16 protein-coding genes and 1 pseudogene are annotated in these 20,954 nt (G+C 37.9%); all 17 read left to right on the top strand.

From position 1 onward, the window contains the following. Nucleotides 1–341: 341 nt before the first annotated feature. Nucleotides 342–1,544 (top strand): TlpA family protein disulfide reductase, encoded by a 1,203-nt coding sequence (locus LJE09_RS14740; RefSeq protein ID WP_020993243.1) that lies wholly within the window; start codon nucleotides 342–344, stop codon nucleotides 1,542–1,544. After that, nucleotides 1,545–1,709: a CD1871A family CXXC motif-containing protein gene (locus tag LJE09_RS14745; RefSeq protein ID WP_118509918.1), complete on the top strand. Its 165-nt coding sequence runs from the start codon at nucleotides 1,545–1,547 to the stop codon at nucleotides 1,707–1,709. After that, nucleotides 1,710–2,624: a 4Fe-4S binding protein gene (locus tag LJE09_RS14750; RefSeq protein WP_331466586.1), complete on the top strand. Its 915-nt coding sequence runs from the start codon at nucleotides 1,710–1,712 to the stop codon at nucleotides 2,622–2,624. Between the two features lie 122 nt (nucleotides 2,625–2,746). Next, complete coding sequence (locus tag LJE09_RS14755) at nucleotides 2,747–3,685, top strand: helix-turn-helix transcriptional regulator (RefSeq protein ID WP_227311503.1); 939 nt, start codon at nucleotides 2,747–2,749, stop codon at nucleotides 3,683–3,685. Nucleotides 3,686–3,692: 7 nt separating this feature from the next. Further along, nucleotides 3,693–4,202, top strand: a complete 510-nt coding sequence (locus LJE09_RS14760) for a hypothetical protein (protein WP_226840139.1) — start codon at nucleotides 3,693–3,695, stop codon at nucleotides 4,200–4,202. Between the two features lie 327 nt (nucleotides 4,203–4,529). Beyond that, nucleotides 4,530–5,819, top strand: a complete 1,290-nt coding sequence (locus tag LJE09_RS14765) for an ABC transporter substrate-binding protein (protein WP_008705435.1) — start codon at nucleotides 4,530–4,532, stop codon at nucleotides 5,817–5,819. Between the two features lie 197 nt (nucleotides 5,820–6,016). After that, nucleotides 6,017–6,916, top strand: coding sequence for a carbohydrate ABC transporter permease (locus tag LJE09_RS14770; RefSeq protein WP_020993240.1), 900 nt, complete (start codon nucleotides 6,017–6,019; stop codon nucleotides 6,914–6,916). Then, nucleotides 6,909–7,736 (top strand): carbohydrate ABC transporter permease, encoded by an 828-nt coding sequence (locus LJE09_RS14775; RefSeq protein WP_020993239.1) that lies wholly within the window; start codon nucleotides 6,909–6,911, stop codon nucleotides 7,734–7,736. Before LJE09_RS14770 ends, LJE09_RS14775 begins: the two co-directional genes overlap by 8 nt. A gap of 326 nt (nucleotides 7,737–8,062) precedes the next feature. After that, a complete protein-coding gene (locus LJE09_RS14780) occupies nucleotides 8,063–11,209 on the top strand; it encodes a response regulator (protein WP_227311504.1) in 3,147 nt (1,048 codons plus the stop codon). Between the two features lie 259 nt (nucleotides 11,210–11,468). Beyond that, a complete protein-coding gene (locus LJE09_RS14785) occupies nucleotides 11,469–12,728 on the top strand; it encodes an ABC transporter substrate-binding protein (RefSeq protein ID WP_227311505.1) in 1,260 nt (419 codons plus the stop codon). 87 nt (nucleotides 12,729–12,815) lie between these two features. After that, on the top strand, nucleotides 12,816–13,700 hold the full coding sequence (locus tag LJE09_RS14790; RefSeq protein WP_118572947.1) for a carbohydrate ABC transporter permease: 885 nt from the start codon (nucleotides 12,816–12,818) through the stop codon (nucleotides 13,698–13,700). A gap of 1 nt (nucleotide 13,701) precedes the next feature. Further along, entirely contained in the window at nucleotides 13,702–14,532 is an 831-nt protein-coding gene (locus LJE09_RS14795) for a carbohydrate ABC transporter permease (RefSeq protein WP_227311506.1), read from the top strand. A gap of 20 nt (nucleotides 14,533–14,552) precedes the next feature. Next, the gene (locus LJE09_RS14800) at nucleotides 14,553–15,401 is read left to right on the top strand and encodes an MBL fold metallo-hydrolase (protein WP_118759339.1); all 849 of its coding nucleotides are present in this window, start codon (nucleotides 14,553–14,555) and stop codon (nucleotides 15,399–15,401) included. Nucleotides 15,402–15,657: 256 nt separating this feature from the next. Next, nucleotides 15,658–17,253: a sensor histidine kinase gene (locus tag LJE09_RS14805; protein ID WP_227311507.1), complete on the top strand. Its 1,596-nt coding sequence runs from the start codon at nucleotides 15,658–15,660 to the stop codon at nucleotides 17,251–17,253. Then, nucleotides 17,231–18,805, top strand: coding sequence for a response regulator (locus LJE09_RS14810; RefSeq protein ID WP_118572953.1), 1,575 nt, complete (start codon nucleotides 17,231–17,233; stop codon nucleotides 18,803–18,805). Before LJE09_RS14805 ends, LJE09_RS14810 begins: the two co-directional genes overlap by 23 nt. Before the next feature lie 377 nt (nucleotides 18,806–19,182). Further along, complete coding sequence (locus tag LJE09_RS14815; RefSeq protein WP_118759336.1) at nucleotides 19,183–20,514, top strand: ATP-binding protein; 1,332 nt, start codon at nucleotides 19,183–19,185, stop codon at nucleotides 20,512–20,514. 183 nt (nucleotides 20,515–20,697) lie between these two features. Next, nucleotides 20,698–20,871, top strand: a pseudogene (locus tag LJE09_RS14820) (AAA family ATPase); the annotation flags it as partial. Between the last annotated feature and the right edge of the window lie 83 nt (nucleotides 20,872–20,954).

The following is a 20,954-nucleotide window of genomic DNA, read 5'->3' on the forward strand; positions in this document are numbered from 1 at the left end:
GCAGGAAGCTCCCACTTCAAAATCTGTAAGATTTAAGTGGCGAGAGCATGTCACCAAGTTTCAGATTTGTCTGTGACTGGCCATGAAATAAAATTTTGAAAAAAGTTATTTTCTTAACACAGATTTTATTTCTCAGATGCTATAATGTGTGCATATCAATAAAACGATGTCTGTTATGCGGGGACAAAATCCAAATCTGCGGACAGACATAAGGAATTAACCAATTAAACTGTGAAGCAGTTATTTGGTTAGGAGCAGGTAGAGAAGTGTATGTTTTTATCGGCTTGGCTTAAAAGTAATATAAAATCATAGCAGTAAAAAATGAAGGGAGCTTACTTATAATGAAAAACAGAAGAATGAGATTAATGGCGATTTTTGCAGCAGGTGTATTAAGTGTGACATCTATGGGAGGTATTGTAACTGCACATGCAGAGGAAACTCTTTCAGTGCCTGCAGAGGAAGCCGGTGCAGGTGCGGTTCAGATGGATGGAAAGGATGCTCAGGCAGCAGAAGATGGCAGTGTGGCAGCTTCCGAAGGTCTGATCGCAGGATCCTTCAAACCCTCAGAGATTGCTCAGCCTGCACAGGATACCTATGAATATCCATTCCTTGGAATGAAATTAGGGATTTCCAAAGATCTGAAAGAGCAGATGGAGAAGAAGAACATTTCCATGTTTACAGATGAGAGATGGAATGACAATGCAGATGCAGTCACATATGCCACAGCAAGCTGGTGCACCCTGACAGATGAGCAGAAGGATGCAGAGGTGGACAAGATGGGCACCGGATATGACGACTGGCTGAAAAGTCTCAGCAGAGTAGGTGTGATCGGAATGTATGATGAGGAATCCCAGAAAGATCTGGATACCATTACCGGCTGCACAGAGCATAAAGAACTGGGTACCAGCAGTGACGGCAAATATAAATATTATCTCAGCACAAACAAAGATGCGGATGCAGACCTGTTAAAGGACGTGGAGGGGATTGAAGTAACACTTACAGAAATGACCCCGTTCCAGATGCTTTCTGCATTTGATCAGCCACAGGATACTTCTGACAGTACAGAGGCAGCTGAAGGAACAAATGTAGGCAAATTTGAAACAACAGGAGTTGACGGAAAAACTTACACACAGGATATCTTCAGCAAATATGATCTGACTATGGTAAATATTTTCACCACCTGGTGTTCTCCATGTGTCAATGAGATTCCTGATCTGGAGAAGCTTTATCAGGAAATGAAGGATAAAGGAGTAGGAGTAGTAGGCGTGACACTGGATACAGTAGGCAGTGATGGAAAGCAGGATGAGGAAGCAGTGAAAAAGGCTCAGGTACTTCAGGAGAAAACAAAGGCATCCTATCCATTCCTGATCCCGGATTCCGGAATGATGAACGGACGTCTCAATGGAATCTCTGCTTTCCCGGAAACCTTCTTTGTTGACAAAAACGGAAATATTGTAGGTGAGACTTACTCCGGAAGCCACAGTCTGGACGAGTGGAAAGAGATCGTGGAAAAAGAGCTGGAGAATGTCACAGAGGGAAAATAAATGGATAAATTAAAAACCAGCAAAATATGGAACAGTAAATGGCCGGCGTTGATTCTTATGTTTGTGGGAGCCTGCTTTATGGGATATGGGATTTCCCGCGGAGAGCTGGCAGTGGTGTTTACAAAAGCCATTAACATCTGTATGGAATGTGTGGGAATTGGATAAATGAGTAATCAAAAGAACAACGATAACAAAAGTAATAAGAAACAAAATACAAAAAATATGAAGATCAATGAGTGGCCCCGCCACGGAATCCAGGCACTGTGGGCGTTCATTACAAACAGTCATGTTACCGGCTTTGTCACAGGCAAAATTTACACAGGCAAATTGAAAAATGCCTGTGTTCCGGGCCTGAACTGTTATTCCTGCCCCGGTGCTGTTGGCGCCTGTCCTATCGGTTCTCTTCAGGCTGTGATAGGGAGCTGGAATTTCAAGATGGCTTATTATGTGGTGGGATTTCTTATCTTCATCGGGGCTATGGTGGGAAGACTGATTTGCGGTTTTCTCTGTCCCTTCGGATTGATTCAGGATCTGCTGAATAAGATTCCGTTTCCTAAGAAAATCCGCACATTCAAAGGCGACAAGCTGCTTCGTAAGCTGAAATATGTGATTTTTGCAGTATTTGTGATCCTGCTTCCATTGTTTCTGGTGGATATTATGGGACAGGGTGCACCGTACTTCTGTAAGCTTATCTGCCCGGCAGGAACACTGGAGGGCGGACTGCCACTGGTACTTCTGAATAAATCCATGCGCAGTGCACTGGGCTGGCTGTACATATGGAAGAATGTGATCCTTGTCATAACGATCATTCTCTCCATTATGATCTACCGTCCGTTCTGCAAATATATCTGTCCCCTGGGAGCACTTTATTCCATCTTTAATCCTGTCTCTCTGTATAAGTACAGAGTGGATAAAGATAAGTGTATAAAATGCGGAAAATGTGCAAAAGCATGCCAGATGATCGTAGACCCTGTGGAAAACTCCAACAGTCCGGAATGTATCCGCTGCGGCAGGTGCAAGAAAGTTTGCCCGACAGATGCAATCCAGTGTGGGATCAGAAAAACACCTGACAGACTATAAAAAGTAGTCTGCCAGGTGTTTTTGTATGTTTTTGTTGGAAAATGTACAAAAATATCGAAAAATATATAAAAAACTGGTAAAATCATATTGTGAAAATACAGAACAGAAAATGAGGTGACTGTATGGCAAAGAAGAGAAAAAAACCGAAGATGGAATTCCGTTATTATCAGATGCCTGCCGGAAGTCCGATCCTGGCTCTTCTGGGACAGAAGTGGGTTCAGAATTATGGAAATGATGTGGATTATCTTCATTTTCATAATTATCTGGAGATTGGTTTCTGTTACGAAGGGGATGGAGTTATGGCGTTTGGTGAGGCTAAAATGCGGTTTTCGGGAAGAGAATTTACGGTGATTCCACCCAATTATGCTCATACGACTAACAGTGATCCGGGTACGGTCAGTAAATGGGAGTATCTTTTCATAGATGTGGAAGGTTTCATGAAAAAATTTCTGAACAATCCGGTAAAGGCTGAAAAAATGATTCAGAGAATATATTCTAAGGCTTTATTTCTGAAAGAGAATGAGTCCCCCTCTATAGCTGCAAAAATTCTTAAGATCATGAATATCATGCGTGAGGGAGAAGAATTTTATATTGAAGAATCCAGTGGAGTTCTTGCGGCATTACTAGTAGAAATTGCCAGACTGAACCGGGCTTCACCGGAAGACAGGGTGGAAGAGGAAACAGGGAAACTTACAAATATGATCACCCGCGTACTGGATTTTGTTTCTTATCACTATATGGAGGATATCCGGATAGAGGATCTGGCGAAGATCTGCCATATCAGTGAAACTCATTTCAGAAGAGTGTTTACATCGCATATGAAGGTAAGTCCTCTGGAGTATATTAATTCTGTGCGGATTCATACTGCCTGTGAATTTCTGCAGAAAACAGATATACCGGTGGCAGATATTGCGCACAAATGTGGTTTCACGACCAATTCAACGTTTAACAGGAACTTCAGACAGATAATGGGAGTGACTCCGGTTGAATGGAGAAAGCGGCCGGAGAATTATGAACAGCAGCTTTTGGATTTCTATATTCATTCAGAGGAAGGATGGTAAAAAAGTTATGAACTATAAGATTGTGGAGCAGGTATCAAGAAAGAAAAAGAGTATGTCCGGAGTCCTGCGTGTGGTAATGATTATTTTTGCAGTGCTTTTTGTGGTTATGGGAATCACGATTTCCCAGGCATTTATGCTTCCGGGATTTCTGCTTGCAGGGCTGTATTTTGTCTTTGATATATTCAGTCAGAAGGATTATGAATACATGATGGAAAACGGTCAGTTTGAAATAGATGTGATCTATGGCAAGAAGTATCGCAAAACAGCTCATATACTGGAACTGAGTAATCTGGAGACAGTGGCACCGCACTGGCATGAAAGTGTTGCAAGGTACAAAAAGAATGGTGGAACGGAGAAGCTGAAAAAATACGATTATACCTCTTATGATGAAGATACTCCTTATTATACAATGATCATCCGGGAAGACGGGCACAAAATAAAACTGCTTCTTGATCTTAATGAGGAACTGCTTCATGCGATGAAAACACAATATCCTGAAAAAGTCTATTTTGCATAAAATAAATTAAAAACTGTAAAATATGTACAAAAATTGAACGGAAAATTTATGAAATAAGAACAAAAGCCATTTTTAAAGACAAAAATATATATTTTTTTGTCCATGAAAGTGGCCTTCGTTATTAAAATTATATAGTAAAAACATAGTAAATGAGAAAGTGAACAAAAAATATATTTTTAAATATTTTTAATAGTGCAAAATACATAAAATGGTCGAAATTGCACATTATGTGTGCGGTTATGCAAACTATACCTGAAAATCGGATGCTATAATCAACTTACAAGCGATTCGGAAGAAAGAATAAGCTTAATAAAGGAGGATATAAATATGAGAAAAAAATTACTCGCAGTATTAATGACCGGTGCTATGGTAGCATCCTTTGCAGGATCAGCTACAGCTGTTTTTGCGAAATCTGATGATGACAACAAGTTAACTGTATGGGCGTGGGATCAGAACTTCAACATCAAATCCATGCAGATCGCAGCAGATCAGTATGCAAAAGATCATGAGGGATTTTCTGTAGATATCGTAGAGACATCTTCTGATGACTGCCAGACTAAACTGACAACAGCAGCAAATGCAGGCGATTACAGCACACTTCCTGATATCGTTCTTATGCAGGACAACAGCTATCAGAAATATCTGAAGAGCTATCCGGATGCATTCACAGATCTGAAAGATATCAACATTAACTGGGATGATTTTGGTAAACTGAAACAGTCCTATTCCATGGTAGATGATACACACTATGGTGTTCCGTTTGATAATGGTGCTGTTATTGCATGCTATCGTACAGATATCCTTGACGAGGCAGGATATACTATTGATGATCTGACAGATATCACATGGTCCAAGTTCATGGAAATCGGTAAAGATGTTCATGAAAAAACCGGAAAATATCTTCTTACAAGTGAAGCTACAGGTGGCGATACTCTGATGATGATGATGCAGTCCTGCGGAGCTAACTTCGTAAACGAAGATGGCGAAGCTTACATCGTAGGCAATGAAGTTGCAGAGAAATGCATCAATCTTTATGTAGATCTGGTTAAGAATGACGTTGTTAAACTTGTAAATAACTGGGATGAATATATTGCTACTATTACAGGCGGTGAGGCAGCAGGTATTGTAAATGGTAACTGGATCACAGCTACTCTGATGTCTACAGAAGATCAGAAGGGTCTGTGGCAGATCACAACAATGCCTAAAGTAGACGATGTTGATACAGCTACAAACTATGCAAACAATGGTGGATCTTCCTGGTATGTTACATCCAACTGCCAGAATGTAGAACTTGCAGAAGATTTCCTTGCAAGTACATTTGGTTCCAGCACAGAGTTCTATGATACAATCCTTCCGGAAGCAGGTGCAATCTCCTGTTATCTGCCGGCAGGTGAATCTAAGGTTTACAACGAGCCAAATGAATTCTTTGGTGGACAGCCAATCTTCTCCACAATTGTAGAATACTCTTCTCATATTCCGGAGTTCACAAAAACACCGTATCATTATGAATCAAGAGAATGCGTCAACACAGCAGTTGTAAATATCGTAAACGGCACACCTGTAGAAGATGCCCTTCAGGAAGCTCAGGATACTCTGGCATTCAAGATGACTGAATAAATTCTGATCGCAGGATCAGATGATGTCAGGATTGCGGGAACAGTGAAACTGTGAAGCAATCTGTAGACAGTGATTAAGTGAATGAAAACAGGTAAGTGCGGGGGACTACCAGCAGTCCCCCATCTTACTGCAAAGAGTTGGTAATTGTCCGGCAAAATGCTGAACAGTTACAGAGTTTTTTGAAAGGAGGAGTTCACGTGAATTCTAAGAAAAAAGGTATGTCTCTGCTTGGCAAGCAGAGGGCAGCAGGATGGACGTTCCTGGCTCCTGCAACTATCATGATCGCGATCATGAGCTTTTATCCAATGATACGTGCATTTATCATTTCCCTGCAGACCGGAGCCGGAGCAAATATGAGATTTGCAGATCCGATCTTTAGCAACTATAAACGTATTCTGGCAGACAAGGTATTTCAGCAGTCTATTGCAAATACATTCCTGTATCTGATCATTCAGGTGCCGATCATGCTGATACTGGCAATTCTTCTGGCACAGCTTCTGAATAACAAAGATTTGAAATTTAAGGGATTTTTCCGTACTTGTGTATTTCTTCCATGTGCGACATCCCTGGTATCTTATTCGTTGATCTTCCGTTCTATGTTTGCTACAGATGGTCTAATCAACAGTATTCTGATCAAACTTGGAATCTTATCTACCGGCTATAACTTCCTGGGAAATTCAGCCAGTGCCAAGATTGTAATTATCCTTGCGCTGATCTGGAGATGGACAGGATATAATATGGTATTCTATCTGGCAGGACTTCAGAATATTGAATATTCTGTATATGAAGCAGCAAAGATTGATGGTGCCAATGGCTGGAAGACTTTCTGGAAGATTACAGTTCCGCTTCTGAAACCGACAATTATCATGACATTCATCATGTCAATTAATGGTACACTGCAGTTGTTCGATGAGTCTGTCAACCTGACAAAGGGTGGACCGGCAAACTCAACAATCACAATGTCCCACTATATTTACAATACATGTTTTATTAACGTACCAAACTTTGGATATGCAGCAGCAATGTCATTTATCATATTCATTATGGTAGCTGTACTTGCATTTATTAATTTGAAAGTAGGTGATACACGTGACTAAGAAAAACAAATCAGCCATTCAGAGAAGATTGATTCCAACCTATATTTTTCTGATCATCGTGTCATTTATTTCAGTATTCCCGTTATACTGGATGATTTCAGCTGCAACTAATACATCCACAGATGTATCACGTGGACGAATTATTCCGGGAAGCCATTTTATGGAAAACTTCCGTAATCTTACATCCCAGCAGCCACTGTGGAGAGCACTTGGAAACTCTTTCTTTTATGCAATCCTTACTACAGTGATCTGTCTTCTGATCTGCTCTATCGCAGGTTACGGATTTGAAGTTTACCATGATAAGTGGAAAGACAGAGTATTTTCAATCCTGCTTCTGGCTATGATGGTTCCGCAGGTTGCAACTATGGTTCCGTTATTCAAAATGTTCTCCAAGGCAGGACTTTTGAATACAGCAGTAGGTTTTATCCTTCCGATTATTTCCACGCCGTTTATGATCATGATGTTCCGTCAGAATGCCAGATCATTCCCGGTTGATATTATTGAAGCTGCACGTATTGACGGACTCAGCGAAGTAAGGATTTTCTTCCAGATGTTCATTCCTACAATGAAATCTACATATGCGGCAGCTGCTGTTATTACCTTTATGAATGCATGGAACTCTTATCTGTGGCCAAAGGTAATCATGACAGACAACAAGGCAATGACCATGCCAATGCTGATCGCCAACCTGATCACAGGTTATGTGACAGATTATGGTATGCTGATGTGCGGTGTATTGTTCTGTTCTATTCCTACAATGATCGTATTCTTTGTATTACAGAAACAGTTTGCAGAAGGTATTACCGGAGCAGTCAAATAAAAAACTGAAAAAGAAAAATATAACTTCGACCGTCTGGAAGACATTATCAATAATCTATACAGAGAGGGCGAAAGAGAACACCCGGCAGATTATGAAAAGTAATTTTGCCGGGTGTTTTTGATGCCTGTTTGGAAATTTATAGCAAGCCTCTTAATTAATATGCATTACTGCAACTATACAGAACCATATGGTTCCGAAAAGGTAGCATTATTTTATGGAATCGATATAGTATTAATAAATTTGTGGTAGGCATAACGGAAAAAGTACGGTAAAATAGTTAGAGTGCAGAAAGTATTTTGCCAAAATAAAACAAAAGGGGGAGGGCCATGTCTGAAGTAAAGAATAAGAAAAAGAAATCAAGTATTATTCAGGTCAGTATTGGTGTTCTGGCAGTGATTCTGGCTATCCTTATTATCATAATGATGGGAATTGTCTCAGATATTCAGGGAACGGCCCGTATTGTAAATTATACCGGTTTAGTCAGGGGAGAGACACAGAGACTCATAAAACTGGAGCTTTCCACGCAGCAGGAAAATGAGATGATCCATGAGATAAGAACTTTTATTGATGGTTTGCGAAATGGAAATGATGAATTAAATCTTGTGCGTCTTGATGATGTTGATTTTCAGAATAAAATGCAGGAACTGGATGATAAATTCTCTGACCTGTATAAGAAAATTTATCTTGTGAGGTTTAAAGGGGCCAGAAACACAGATATTATTCCGGAAAGTGAGGAGTTTTTTGTGATCTGTGATGAAGCAACAGGTCTGGCCGAAAAATATTCACAGAAAAAAGCCACATCCTTATCATTGCTTGAAAAATATATCACGGCAGATATTGTTGTGCTGATGCTGCTGATCGGATATGAATTTATCAAAGCAATACAATATGCGGCAATGAACCGTTTACTGCAGCGAAAAGTATATCTGGATGATGCGACAGGACTTCCGAACAAAAATAAATGTGAAGAATTGCTGAGTGAGACAGAACCGGATGCAGATACCGGTGTCTGCAGTTTTGATCTTAATAATCTCCGGCGTATTAATGACAGCAGAGGACATGAAGCCGGTGATGCCTATATCCGTAGATTTGCTATCTGCCTGCGGGATTCCATGCCGGCTGAGCAGTTTGTGGGAAGAGCAGGTGGAGATGAATTTCTTGCAGTTACCCATGGACTGGACAGGGAACAGATGACACAGTGTCTTGAAAAGGTGCGCAGGGATATGACAGAGGAATCCAGAGTGTATCCGGATACTCCCCTAAGCTATGCGGTGGGATTTGCACTGGCCGGCGATTTTCCCGGAAGTACAATGAGAGAACTGTTTAACTGCGCAGACAAAAACATGTATATCAATAAGAATCATGTAAAAAGGGAAGAGGCCGCAGCAGAAAAGCATCAGGGATATCAGCTGTTAAAACTGCTTAATCAGCACGGCAGTAATTTCTCAGACTGTCTGTACTGTGATGCCAGGATGGATACCTATCGGGCGATTCGTTCCAGTGAAAATTTTTTCCTGGCTTCTGATGGTGCATATTCCGGTGCTGTGGAACAGATCATAGAGGAACAGATTGAAAAGTCCTGTCAGGCAGATATCCGTGAAGGGCTGGAGATTTCGGAGCTTCAAAAGAAAATACATACGAAGGAAGATGTGCTGGAATATGAGTATAATATCGGAAAACAGGGGGCATATAACCGCCTGACACTGATTCCGGTGGACTGGGATGAGGATAAAAAGCTGCATCATTTTCTCCTGGCATTTGAAACCATCCGAAAGACTTCTGAAGGCCAGACAGGGGCAAAGGAGCAGCTGCAGCTCTATTATGAACAACTGAAACAGTCAATCCTGGAAAATGACAGCTATGTGGATGCGCTTCTGGAATTGTCAGATGTGATTTATACAGTAAATCTGACAAAGGATGTTCTGGAAAGAAGGATCGTACTGAATGGAAAAGAACAGAAGAGCCGGGAACTTTTTATGGACTACCCGCTTCCATGTTCTTATCAGGATTACTGTTGGGAATATGAGAAAAAAATCACCCAGGAAACAATTGCAGGTTATTGTATGACCGATAATTGTGAAAAGCTTCGTAAGAGGTTTGAGAACGGAGAAACAAATATGTCTGTGGAGTATTGTGCCCGCGAAGACGATGGAAGTATCCGCTGGGTACAGAAAACAGTTCTTATGACCAGAGTGGTAGTGTTTGATACAGAAATCCTTGCTGAGGTACCCATGATCTATGCAATCATTCTGTTGCAGGATACCACACAGAGGCATGAACGGGATGAGCAGGAACAGGCGCGCCTTCAGGCCGCATTCAATGAGATGCGTGCCGAGAGCAGGGCGAAAACGAATTTCCTCAGCCGTATGAGCCATGATATCAGAACACCTCTGAATGGTATGATTGGTCTGTTAAAGATTGACGAGACTCATTTTGAGGATAAGGCACTGATACGGGAAAATCATAAAAAGATGAAGATAGCAGCGGATTACCTGCTCTCCCTTATCAATGATGTTCTGCAGATGAGTAAAATAGAGGAAGGTCATATTGTTCTGACACATGAATATATCTGTCTCAAAGATCTGGTCTATGAGATTGAGAGCATTATCACTCACAGGGCAGCAGATGAGGATATTCAGTGGATTTATGAGAAAAATAAGGAGGATATTCCTTATCCGTATGTCTATGGAAGTTCACTGCATCTTCGTCAGATTTTTCTGAATATCTATGGAAACTGTATTAAGTATAACCAGCCGGGAGGAAAGATTACTACGGTAATGGAGGCTGCAGATGTACAGGATGGGATCTGTACATACAGATGGACGATTTCTGATACAGGTATAGGGATGAGTCCGGAGTTCCTGAGTCATATTTTTGATCCGTTCTCACAGGAAAAAACAGATGCCCGTAGTGTTTATCAGGGAACCGGTCTGGGAATGGCGATCACTAAAGGCTTGATTGAGCAGATGAATGGAAGTATTGAAGTGACAAGTCAGGTGGGAGTTGGATCTGTGTTTGTCATTACCATTCCTTTTGAGATTGCCCGGGAACAGAAAAAGGATGAGGAAATTGCAGAGCAATATGATATTCGTGGATTGCATCTGCTGGCGGTCGAGGATAATGAGCTTAATGCTGAAATCATAGAAATGCTGCTGACAGATGACGGTGCGAAGGTTACAGTTGCAAAAAACGGCAGACAGGCGGTGGAGTACTTCGAAAGTAATCCTCCGGGAATTTTTGATGCCATATTAATGGATGTCATGATGCCTGTTATGGATGGTATTGCAGCAACAAAAGCCATACGTGCCATGGACAGGGCAGATGCAAAAACAATTCCGATCATTGCAATGACTGCAAATGCATTTGAGGAAGATGCCAAAAGATGTCTCGCAGCCGGCATGACTGCACACCTGGCAAAACCTTTCCAGATAGAAGATATGGAAAAAGCCATTGTGGAGTGCTGTGGAAAGTGATGCCATCTGTAAGATCTGTTGCCATCAGTAAATTATCATAAGCAGAGTTAAAAGTCTGGATGACGAAAATATAAGTAGAGAAAGGCGTGAGTCACAGAAATGTGGGTTGCGTCTTTTTTGAGTAAAGGTAAAAAAATGTATATGTTTTGTCATAATCTGACGTATGGAAAAAGGAGGCAGAGGTTGGTATTATATTGTTAACAAAAGAAGTACTTCTAAAATAACAAAAGGACAAAGCAGGTAAAAGAAAGGAGTTTTTATGAGGAAAAAGATGATTAGCCTGATGATGACAGTCGCTATGGGGACAGTCATGATTAGTGGAGCAACAGTTGTAAAAGCGGATTCAGACGAAAAAGAAACCGTTAAATTAGCGGTGTGGTCTTCTGGAGCAGCAGATAATTTTCAGAAAGGTGCAGATGAATTTAATAAGCGCCAGGATAAAATTAATTTTGTAGTTGAAATGCAATCAGGAGATTATAGTCAATATCTTGGAGCAAAGGTGGCATCTAATGATCTTCCGGATATGTTTTTCCTGAATCCATATACACAGGTGCAGCAGTTTGCAGCAACAGACAGAATTGTGGATTTGAGCGAGGAAGGATTTGCAACAAAGATTTATGATTCTGTAAAAGATGCATGCAGCTATGATGGAAAAATTTATGCGTATCCAATGAATCTGGAAATGCTGGGAGTTTATTATAATCAGGAGTTATTTGAAAAGGCTGGAATTACAGAAGTACCGAAAACATTCTCACAAATGAAAGAAGTATGTGAAAAACTTCAGGCAAGTGGTATTACACCATTTGCAGCCACCTATAAAGAGACATGGACATTGAATCATTTATTTAGCTGTCTGCAGGGAGCAGCAGTTGGAGATTATGAGTCATGGGTTGCAGATATGAATGCAGGAAAAGGAAGTTTCAGGAATGATAATTCTTCACTTGAATTTGAGTTTATGGATATGATGAAAGAAAATTCCGGTGGAAATTATATGGATGCAGATTCCACATCAGGCTTTAATGCATTTGCATCAGGTGAAGCAGCTATGATTGTGACAGGAGAATTTTCTCTTCTGAATGCACAAAGTATTAATCCGGATTTACAGGTTGGTCTGTTTGGAGTACCACTTACAGAAAATGAGGAAGATGCAAAACTTGATGTAGATGTAGGAATTTGTATTGCAGTAAATCAGAATACTCCACATCTGGATGCAGTGCGTGAGGTTTTGAATTATCTGAGTGATAACACAGATGAAAATGGATGGATGCATTATAGTGCTGATTCGATGGGCGCAGCACCACCTGCAATGGATTTTACAATGTCAACAGAATATCAGTATTTCAAAGATTATAAGAATTATATGTCAAATAACCAGACAAGACCATGGGTATACTCACAGCTTGTGTCCGGCGCTGGTGATATGATTGGGCCGGTAATTCAGGGATATTTTGCCGGAACAACGGATATGGATACTACTTTAGATCAGTTAGATTCGAAATTTTCAGAGCTTCTTGAGTAAAGTAAAATCGGGAAAGGTATAAGTGGTAACAGAAGCTTCTGCAGAAATGTTGCAGAAGCTTTTGTTATCAGAAAGGAAGATAATTTTATGTTGGATTGTTGTAAAAAAAATAAATGGTTTTATTTTGGTCTTACGATTCCGTCGATGTTATTATACGTTCTTGCACTTGCAGGTCCATTACTTTTAGGAACACTTCCGGCGTCTTTTTATAATTGGAATTTGATAAAAGGAAATAAAGATTTTGTCGGTCTGGGAAATTACACTAAGCTTCTTGGAGACGAGACATTTATTCATTCTGTGGTATTTACTTTAATTTTGGCGGTAATATCAATTTTAATGTCAAACTTAATAGGCTTTGTAATAGCATATTTTTTAGATTCAAATGTACGGTGTAAAGGCGTAATACGTTCTTTATTTTTTATTCCTAATATTATCAGTGGTGTAATGGTTTCTTTTGTATGGTCTTTTATTTTTACAGGAGCCATTCCAAATCTGGCCAAAATTTTGCACATAGATGCATTGGCTAATATCAGCTGGTTTGGAAATGCAGGTACTGCGGCTTTTACAGTTATTTTAGTAACAACATGGCAGTCTACCGGTTTTCTTATGATGTTATATATTACAGGATTGCAGACAATACAAAAAGATGTGTTGGAAGCAGCTGTTCTGGATGGATGTACAGGAATTAAGAAAATTATTTATATCCAATTGCCATTGTTAATGCCGACAATTACAATTAATCTCTTTGTATCAATTGCAGGAGCTTTCAAAGCATTTGACATTCCGTTATCACTGACTAGTGGAGGTCCGGCAAATAGTACACAGACAATTGCACTGAATATATATAATGATGCATTTGGTTCGTTTAAAATGGGATATGGCTCTGCAAAATCTATAATACTGTTTTTACTGGTAGGTATTATTGCATTGATTCAGCTTAAGATTACTAGAAAAAGGGAGGTACAGATGTAAAGTGGAAAAAGAAGGAATGAATAAAACAGTAGTTTTTAAAAGTATTTTGTGGCTGTGCCTTGGAATTATCTTTATACTTCCGGTTTTTCTTATTATCATGAATGCGTTTAAACCGAATAATGATATTTTAACCTCGTTTATCTCATTTCCAAAAAGTTTATATCTGGAAAATTTTTCTGAAGCAATGCGGATTATGAACTTTTGGACAGTATTTCGCAATACGCTGTTTGTGACGGTATGTACTGTCATAGTTGCCAGTGCCGTGTCTTTTATGAGTGCATATGGAATTTCACATCTTCCTCAAAAGAAAGGTGACAAATTATACACATTGTTTGTAGTAGGACAGATTATTCCGTTTCATGCAGTTATGATTGCAATTTCTATGTTATCTACAAAACTGGGACTGACTAATACGCATTTAGGACTGATTATATTTTATAGTGGGTTTTATACATCGTTTGGTGTTATGACATATGTTGGTTTTCTGAAGAGTGTGCCAAGAGAGTTGGAAGAGGCTGCTGCAATTGACGGTGCGGGACCTTTCAGAACAATGGTGCAGATTATTTTGCCACTGGTAAAATCCACAACAGTGACAATTGGCATTTTGTTTTTCCTTTGGACATGGAATGATCTGTTACTTCCGAGTATTATGATCAGCGATGTGAACCTTCGTACAATTACAGTTAATTTATATATGTTTAAATCTTCTACTAATGCTCAATGGAATCTTTTGATTGCAGGATTAGTTGTAAGTATGATACCAATTATAATTATTTATATTGTAGGACAGAAACATATTACAAGCGGTTTAACAGCGGGTGCAGTAAAATAAAAAAGACAGGAGAAGTAAAGATGAGTACATTTTATGAAGATAATATGAACATAAAAAAGATAAATGGTTTTACACTTCAGCAGGTATCAAGGGATGTATGGGCAATTGATGAGTTTGGTATAGATATTATGTATTTGATTATTGGAACGGAAAGAGCCTTATTGATTGATACTGGCATTGGAATAGGAAATATACGGTCAGTAGTAGAAACAATGACTCATCTGCCTTATGATGTAGTAAATACGCATCATCATTATGACCATGTGGGTGGAAATGGGCGCTTTTCAATGGTTTATGCACATAAAAAAGCAATTCCGGTTATTCAGGAACAGAATAATCTGCAGTCACGTAAGGAATTTTTCCGTTCACAGGAAGCCCGTCCAGAATACAATTATGAAGCAAGCCTGGAATTTGATGCATCAATTATGGGTGACTTTGAGATGAAAGGAATAGAAGAAGGATTTGTTTTCCATCTTGGAAATAGAGATTTGGAGGTTTTGGATACACCAGGACATACTAAAGATGGAATTTGTTTATTAGACAGAAAATACAGATTACTATTTTCCGGAGATACTGTTGTAAGTACGCCAGTATTGATGTTTGATACGTTTTCTGATACAATGAGTACATATTTGGAATCATTGAAAAAATTAGCTCAATTAAGAAATTCATATGAACTTATTTTTCCGGGTCATTATCTTCGACCAATCGGAAGCATCTATATAGATGACCAGATTGCCTGTATTCAGGAAATATTAGAAAAGCATTTGCTTGGAGAAAAAGAAGAGTGTGGTACGACAAAGAGCGAAGTGTATTTTTACCAAAAGGCTTTAGCTTCTGTGTTATATACAGAAGATAGAATCTGCTGAATCAATCTCCGGTATAGACGCATGATATATGCGCTATACCGGGGATTCCTGTTTGTAAGAGAGGTACTAAAAAGAGATGAAGGAAAAAAAAGGACGATTATATAAGTTTTATGGAAAATTAACGATTCGAAATAAATTACTTATTTCCTGTCTCCCATTTGTTGTTTTAGGATATTTTTTAATTTTTTATAGTACTACAGTTATTATGTTTGATCAGATGAAGCAGATGGTATATGATCAGACAGAACAAAATTTTATGGAAAAAAAGAAGCTGGTTAATACATTATTAGATAATTATAATCAGGCTACCATAAAATTTTTATATTATACAGATGAAGTGCAGGAATATTTAAATACTCGTCAAAGTGTATTAAGTGTTGAAGAGCAGGAAAAACTGACTGATATGATTTCTTATCAGATAGGATCTCTTATTACAAATAATCAGGATGCGTTAATGAATGTGTGTATTTATAATAAGTTTAACGAATTATATATTAATAATGCAATTTATTATAATACAATAGAACAGACAAATGATTTTGCAGAAATACTGAAAGAAGCAGCAGAAGAAAAGCATGGAAAGCCGGTGCTTCGTATAAATCCCGTGAGGAAAAATATGATTACTTTTGCAAGAAATATCTACGTTCCCCAAATAGAAAAAAGTGATGAAAAAATCGGATTTCTGATGATGGATATTGACAAAACGGGTATGGAAAAAATCATACAGACAGGAGAGGATAGAGATGTGAACGCTATTCTCATATTGGATTCAGAAAATAATATTCTGGTTAATGGTTCAAATTTATCTAATGATAAATGTAAAACTATTTTGAAAGAACCATCCGGAAATTATAAAATTATCAGATATAATCTTCAATATGATGGGTGTAGTCTTGTAGGAATTTTGGATAAAAATCTGCTTTTTAAGAGTGTATATAAAATTTTTTTCAAAGAGATGGTGATGATTTTGGCTGCAATTTCAATTATTGCAATTGCATTATTCATAACGGCGGCTAAAATTGCAGAACAGATTCAGAAATTTATTGTAAAATTACGTCAGACTACAGAGATAAATTCCAATGCGTATGTTGAGGTTGATTCCAATGATGAATTTAGAGAACTGGCAAATGTTTATAATGCGATGTTGGAAAGAATTGACTTGCTGATTCAGCAGGTATATAAACAGCAGTTGTTAATGAAAGATGCCCAGATTGAATCTCTTCAGGCTCAGATTAACCCACACTTTCTATATAATACATTAGACTGTATTAATAGTCTTGCTGATATGGGTAAGACTACGGAAGTTAAAAAGACGGTAACATCTCTTGGAAGCATTATGAGAATGTCTATTAAAGGGGCACAGTTTTTAAAGATTGAAGAAGAATTAAAGTATGTAAATCAATATTTGTATATTCAGAAAATGCGCTTTCAGGAACATATTATCTGTCTGGTAGAAATACCGGAACAATTATATGAATATTACATTCCGAAGCTGATGATACAGCCGCTTTTGGAAAATGCAATTGTCCATGGGGTTTCAGAATTGAAAGAAACAGGAATGATAGCAGTAACCGGGAAGGAAACGGAAGATGCAATTTATATTACTGTAAAAGATAATGGAAATGGGATGCCGGAAACTATTATCAGACAGCTGGAAGAAATAAGAGAAAATGGAATACTGAAAGAGAAGGAACACATTGGTATCTTTAACATTCAGCAAAGACTTTTGCTACTGTATGGAAAAGAATATGGTTTGACTGTGGAACATGTAAAGCCATCTGGGACAGCAGTAACCATCTGTATTCCCAAAACAAAGGGGGAAAAAGGATATGAAAGTGGTAATTATAGATGATGAACCATTGATATCAGACAAATTAAAAAGGATCATGGAAACGGGACTACGGGGTATGCATACGGTTTGTGCTTTTACAGATGCACAGACGGCATTGGATTATATTGAACAGGAAAAACCTGGGGTTATTTTGACAGATATTCGTATGCCGGGCATCACTGGAATCGATCTGGCAAAGCAGATCGATCAAATGGATTATGGAGCAAAAATTGTTTTTCTGACTGGATATGCAGAGTTTGAATATGCCAGATATGGAATAGAGTATAAAGTTTTTGACTATCTTTTAAAGCCCGTAGATGAACAGGAAGCAATCAAGTGCTTAAATCGAGCGATTAGTGCATTTCATGCAGAACAAAAACATACGGAAATGTATCAGATTTTCCAGGATTATTTTGTTAAAAATCAGGAGCTGATCAGACAACAATTTGTGGAAAAACTCTTTTTTCAACCTGTAATTTTTTCAGAAAAACAGATGGAACTGCAAAAGCAGAAGCTGCGGATTGCAATAAACGGATATAGAGTGGTGGCTGTTACATATGACAGGAATCGTATGCCTTTGGAAGAAGAGAGCTATTACAGTTATATAATCCATGAATTTTTTCTGAAAAAATTTAAAGAGATACTGGCACTGGAACATGGTGGTATCTTTTATATGATCTGGCCAACAGAAGAAAAGACACTGTGGAAATTCTGCAGTAAATTAGAGCTGATCAGAAGAGAACTGGCCCAGTTGCAGCCACTGGATTGTATGATAGCTGTCAGCCATTATTCTGAAAATCTGTCTGATATTCAACAGATGAAAAAGGAAGTGTTGAAATGTCTGGAATACGGAAAAGATACGGGATGTACGCAGCTGCTTTCATATCAGGATTTACCGATGGAATATAAGGAAAATGACTTTTTCGATGTTACAGAAGCAATTACAGAACTGATCAGATATCTTCGATCCGGTAATAAGAAAAAAATATTCGAACAGATGCAGAAGATTATCGATGAGACAGAGAAAGAGACAGAAAAATATTTTAACAATATCATGGAGTTGATAGGTGCCAATATATTTTTATTTCTTTCAGGAATTCCATTGGATAAGGAAAGCAAAAATAAGATTACGGAATCATTTGAGCAACAGATTCATGTACAATCGGAAAGAAAGACAAAAGCAGACTATATGAAATATTGGCTGGAGTATATTGCAGATAATATTCAAAGTATGCATAATAATGATCAGAATCAGCTAATCCAGCAAATTTATAAATATCTGAATGATAATTTTTCACAACCAATCGGTCTGACAAATGTTTCAGAACATGTAAACAGAAATCCCTCGTATATCAGTCGTTTTATCAAACAGGCTACCGGAAGAAAATTTTCTGAAATTCTTGCAGAACTGCGCTTGGAGGAGGCAAAAAAATTGTTACGTTCTTCTAATTTAAAGATTACTCAGATAGCAGAGCAGGTAGGATATCCCAATCTACAATATTTTACCCGGGTTTTTACTGGCCAGATGAATATGACACCGGCAGAGTATCGGAAAATTACAACTTATTTTTAAATATTACTATGTTGCAACTTTATACAGTATTTTATAAGTATAAGGACAGTCGATTCTATAATGGCGATTTTGCAACGCTACATACAAATAAATGTAAAGGCAAATGCAGCCTCTATATCTGTAAGCAGGAAAAAAGAGATATAGGGGCTGCATTTATTTTTTTATTGAATCAAATAAGCACTCTACGTGATTGCGAAAAGCAATAAGCAGTGGATGGGGACTTAACGTACAGAAATAAGAATAAATGTAGTCAAGAAAAGTAATTTGATTTTTAACATAAAACGTGAAAATATTATGAATAAAAACTCATAAAACGTGAAGAATAGATTGACAAATGCTCATAAAACGTGATAGTTTTGAAGAAAGGAGGCGGTTCTATGTATTTAAAAAGAAAGATAGATGAGTACCTGCTGGAGTGGAAAAAAAATGAAGAAAGACTTCCGTTAATTATAAAAGGTGCAAGGCAGATTGGAAAAACGGAATCTATTAATCATTTTGCAGAACAAAATTACAGTAATATTGTGAGTATTAATTTTGTTCTGGAACCTAAATATAAAACAATATTAAGTGACGGATATGCTGTTGAAGATATTATAAAAAATATTTCTATGATAGATACATCAAAAAGATTTATAGCAGGTGACACTGTGATTATTTTTGATGAATTACAGGAGTTTCCGGATATTGCAACTGCTCTGAAGTCATTCAGGATAGATGGAAGATTTGATGTCATATGCAGTGGTTCTTTGCTTGGAATCAATTACAGAAAAATTCATAGTAACAGTGTGGGATATAAAACAGATTATGAAATGTTTTCGATGGATTTTGAAGAATTTCTGTGGGCGAAAGGATACTCAGAGAAGCACATTGAAGATATCCTGAAACATATGCAGACAGGAACTCCATTTTCAGAAACCGAATTATCAGTCTATAAAAAATTGTTTTTGGAATATTGTGTACTTGGCGGTATGCCTGCAGTAGTAAAAGTATATATTGAAAGGAATCTTTTTACAGATACTCTGGAAATCCAGAGACAGATCCAGATGGATTATGAAGAGGATATCAGAAAATACGCTGAAGGTCTGGATCAGACTAAAATTGTAAGCGTCTATCGGAACGTACCTGTACAGCTTGCAAAAGAAAATAAAAAATTTCAATTAAGTAAAATAGACAAAAAAGCCAGAAGTCGAGAATATATGGGATGTATAACCTGGCTCGAAGATGCAGGTGTGATTTCTGTATGCTATTGTCTGCAGTATCCGGAGCTTCCATTAAAGGGAAACTATGATGACTCAAAATTCAAAATCTATTATCCAGATACAGGATTGCTGATTGCTTCATTAGATGAGGAAGCACAAGAAGACCTTCGGGCGAATAAAAATCTTGGAGTATACAAAGGTGCTTTATATGAAAATTTTGTAGCAGAGGCGTTTGTGAAACAGGGGCTTGGACTATATTACTATAAAAAAGAAAATGCTACCTTGGAAGAAGATTTTTTTGTAAGAACAAAGGATGAGTTGGTTCCGGTAGAAGTGAAGGCGAACAGGAACCGGTCTAAGTCATTGAGGCAATTGATATCCGGTGATTCTTATAGAGATATTCACTGGGGAATAAAACTTGCAGACAGTAATATTGGAATAGAAGACGGGATTTATACATTTCCATATTTCTGTACGTTCTTATTAAAACGATATCTCAAGGGAAAATGATAGCTATGTGGAGGAGAATAATACAGTAAAAAAATATTGATTCACGCAGAAACAGATAGTAAGTTGACTCTTGCTCCGATAAAAATATAAAAATAAATAGTTTTTGGATTGAAATCCTAAAACTATTTATTTTTGTATCTATTTTGGAATATAATTAGTAAAAAAGAAGGGAGCATTATTATGATTATAGAAAGAAAAGAATATTTAGAAAAACTGATAGCCTGGAAAGATAAGCAGTTGATTAAAATTGTTACAGGTGTACGACGTTGTGGAAAATCTATGCTTCTGGAAATTTATCGCAATTATTTAAAAGAGCATGGGATTGAGGAAGAACAGATTATTTCTATTAATTTTGAATAACTGCGCGTCGCATTCTCGTTACTTCAGCCTGCAAATAAAAAGTCAATACTAAAATTGAAGAAAGTTAAAAAACTTTACAG

This window comes from Blautia sp. DFI.3.45 (assembly GCF_020593505.1).
Taxonomy (GTDB): domain Bacteria; phylum Bacillota; class Clostridia; order Lachnospirales; family Lachnospiraceae; genus Blautia_A; species Blautia_A wexlerae.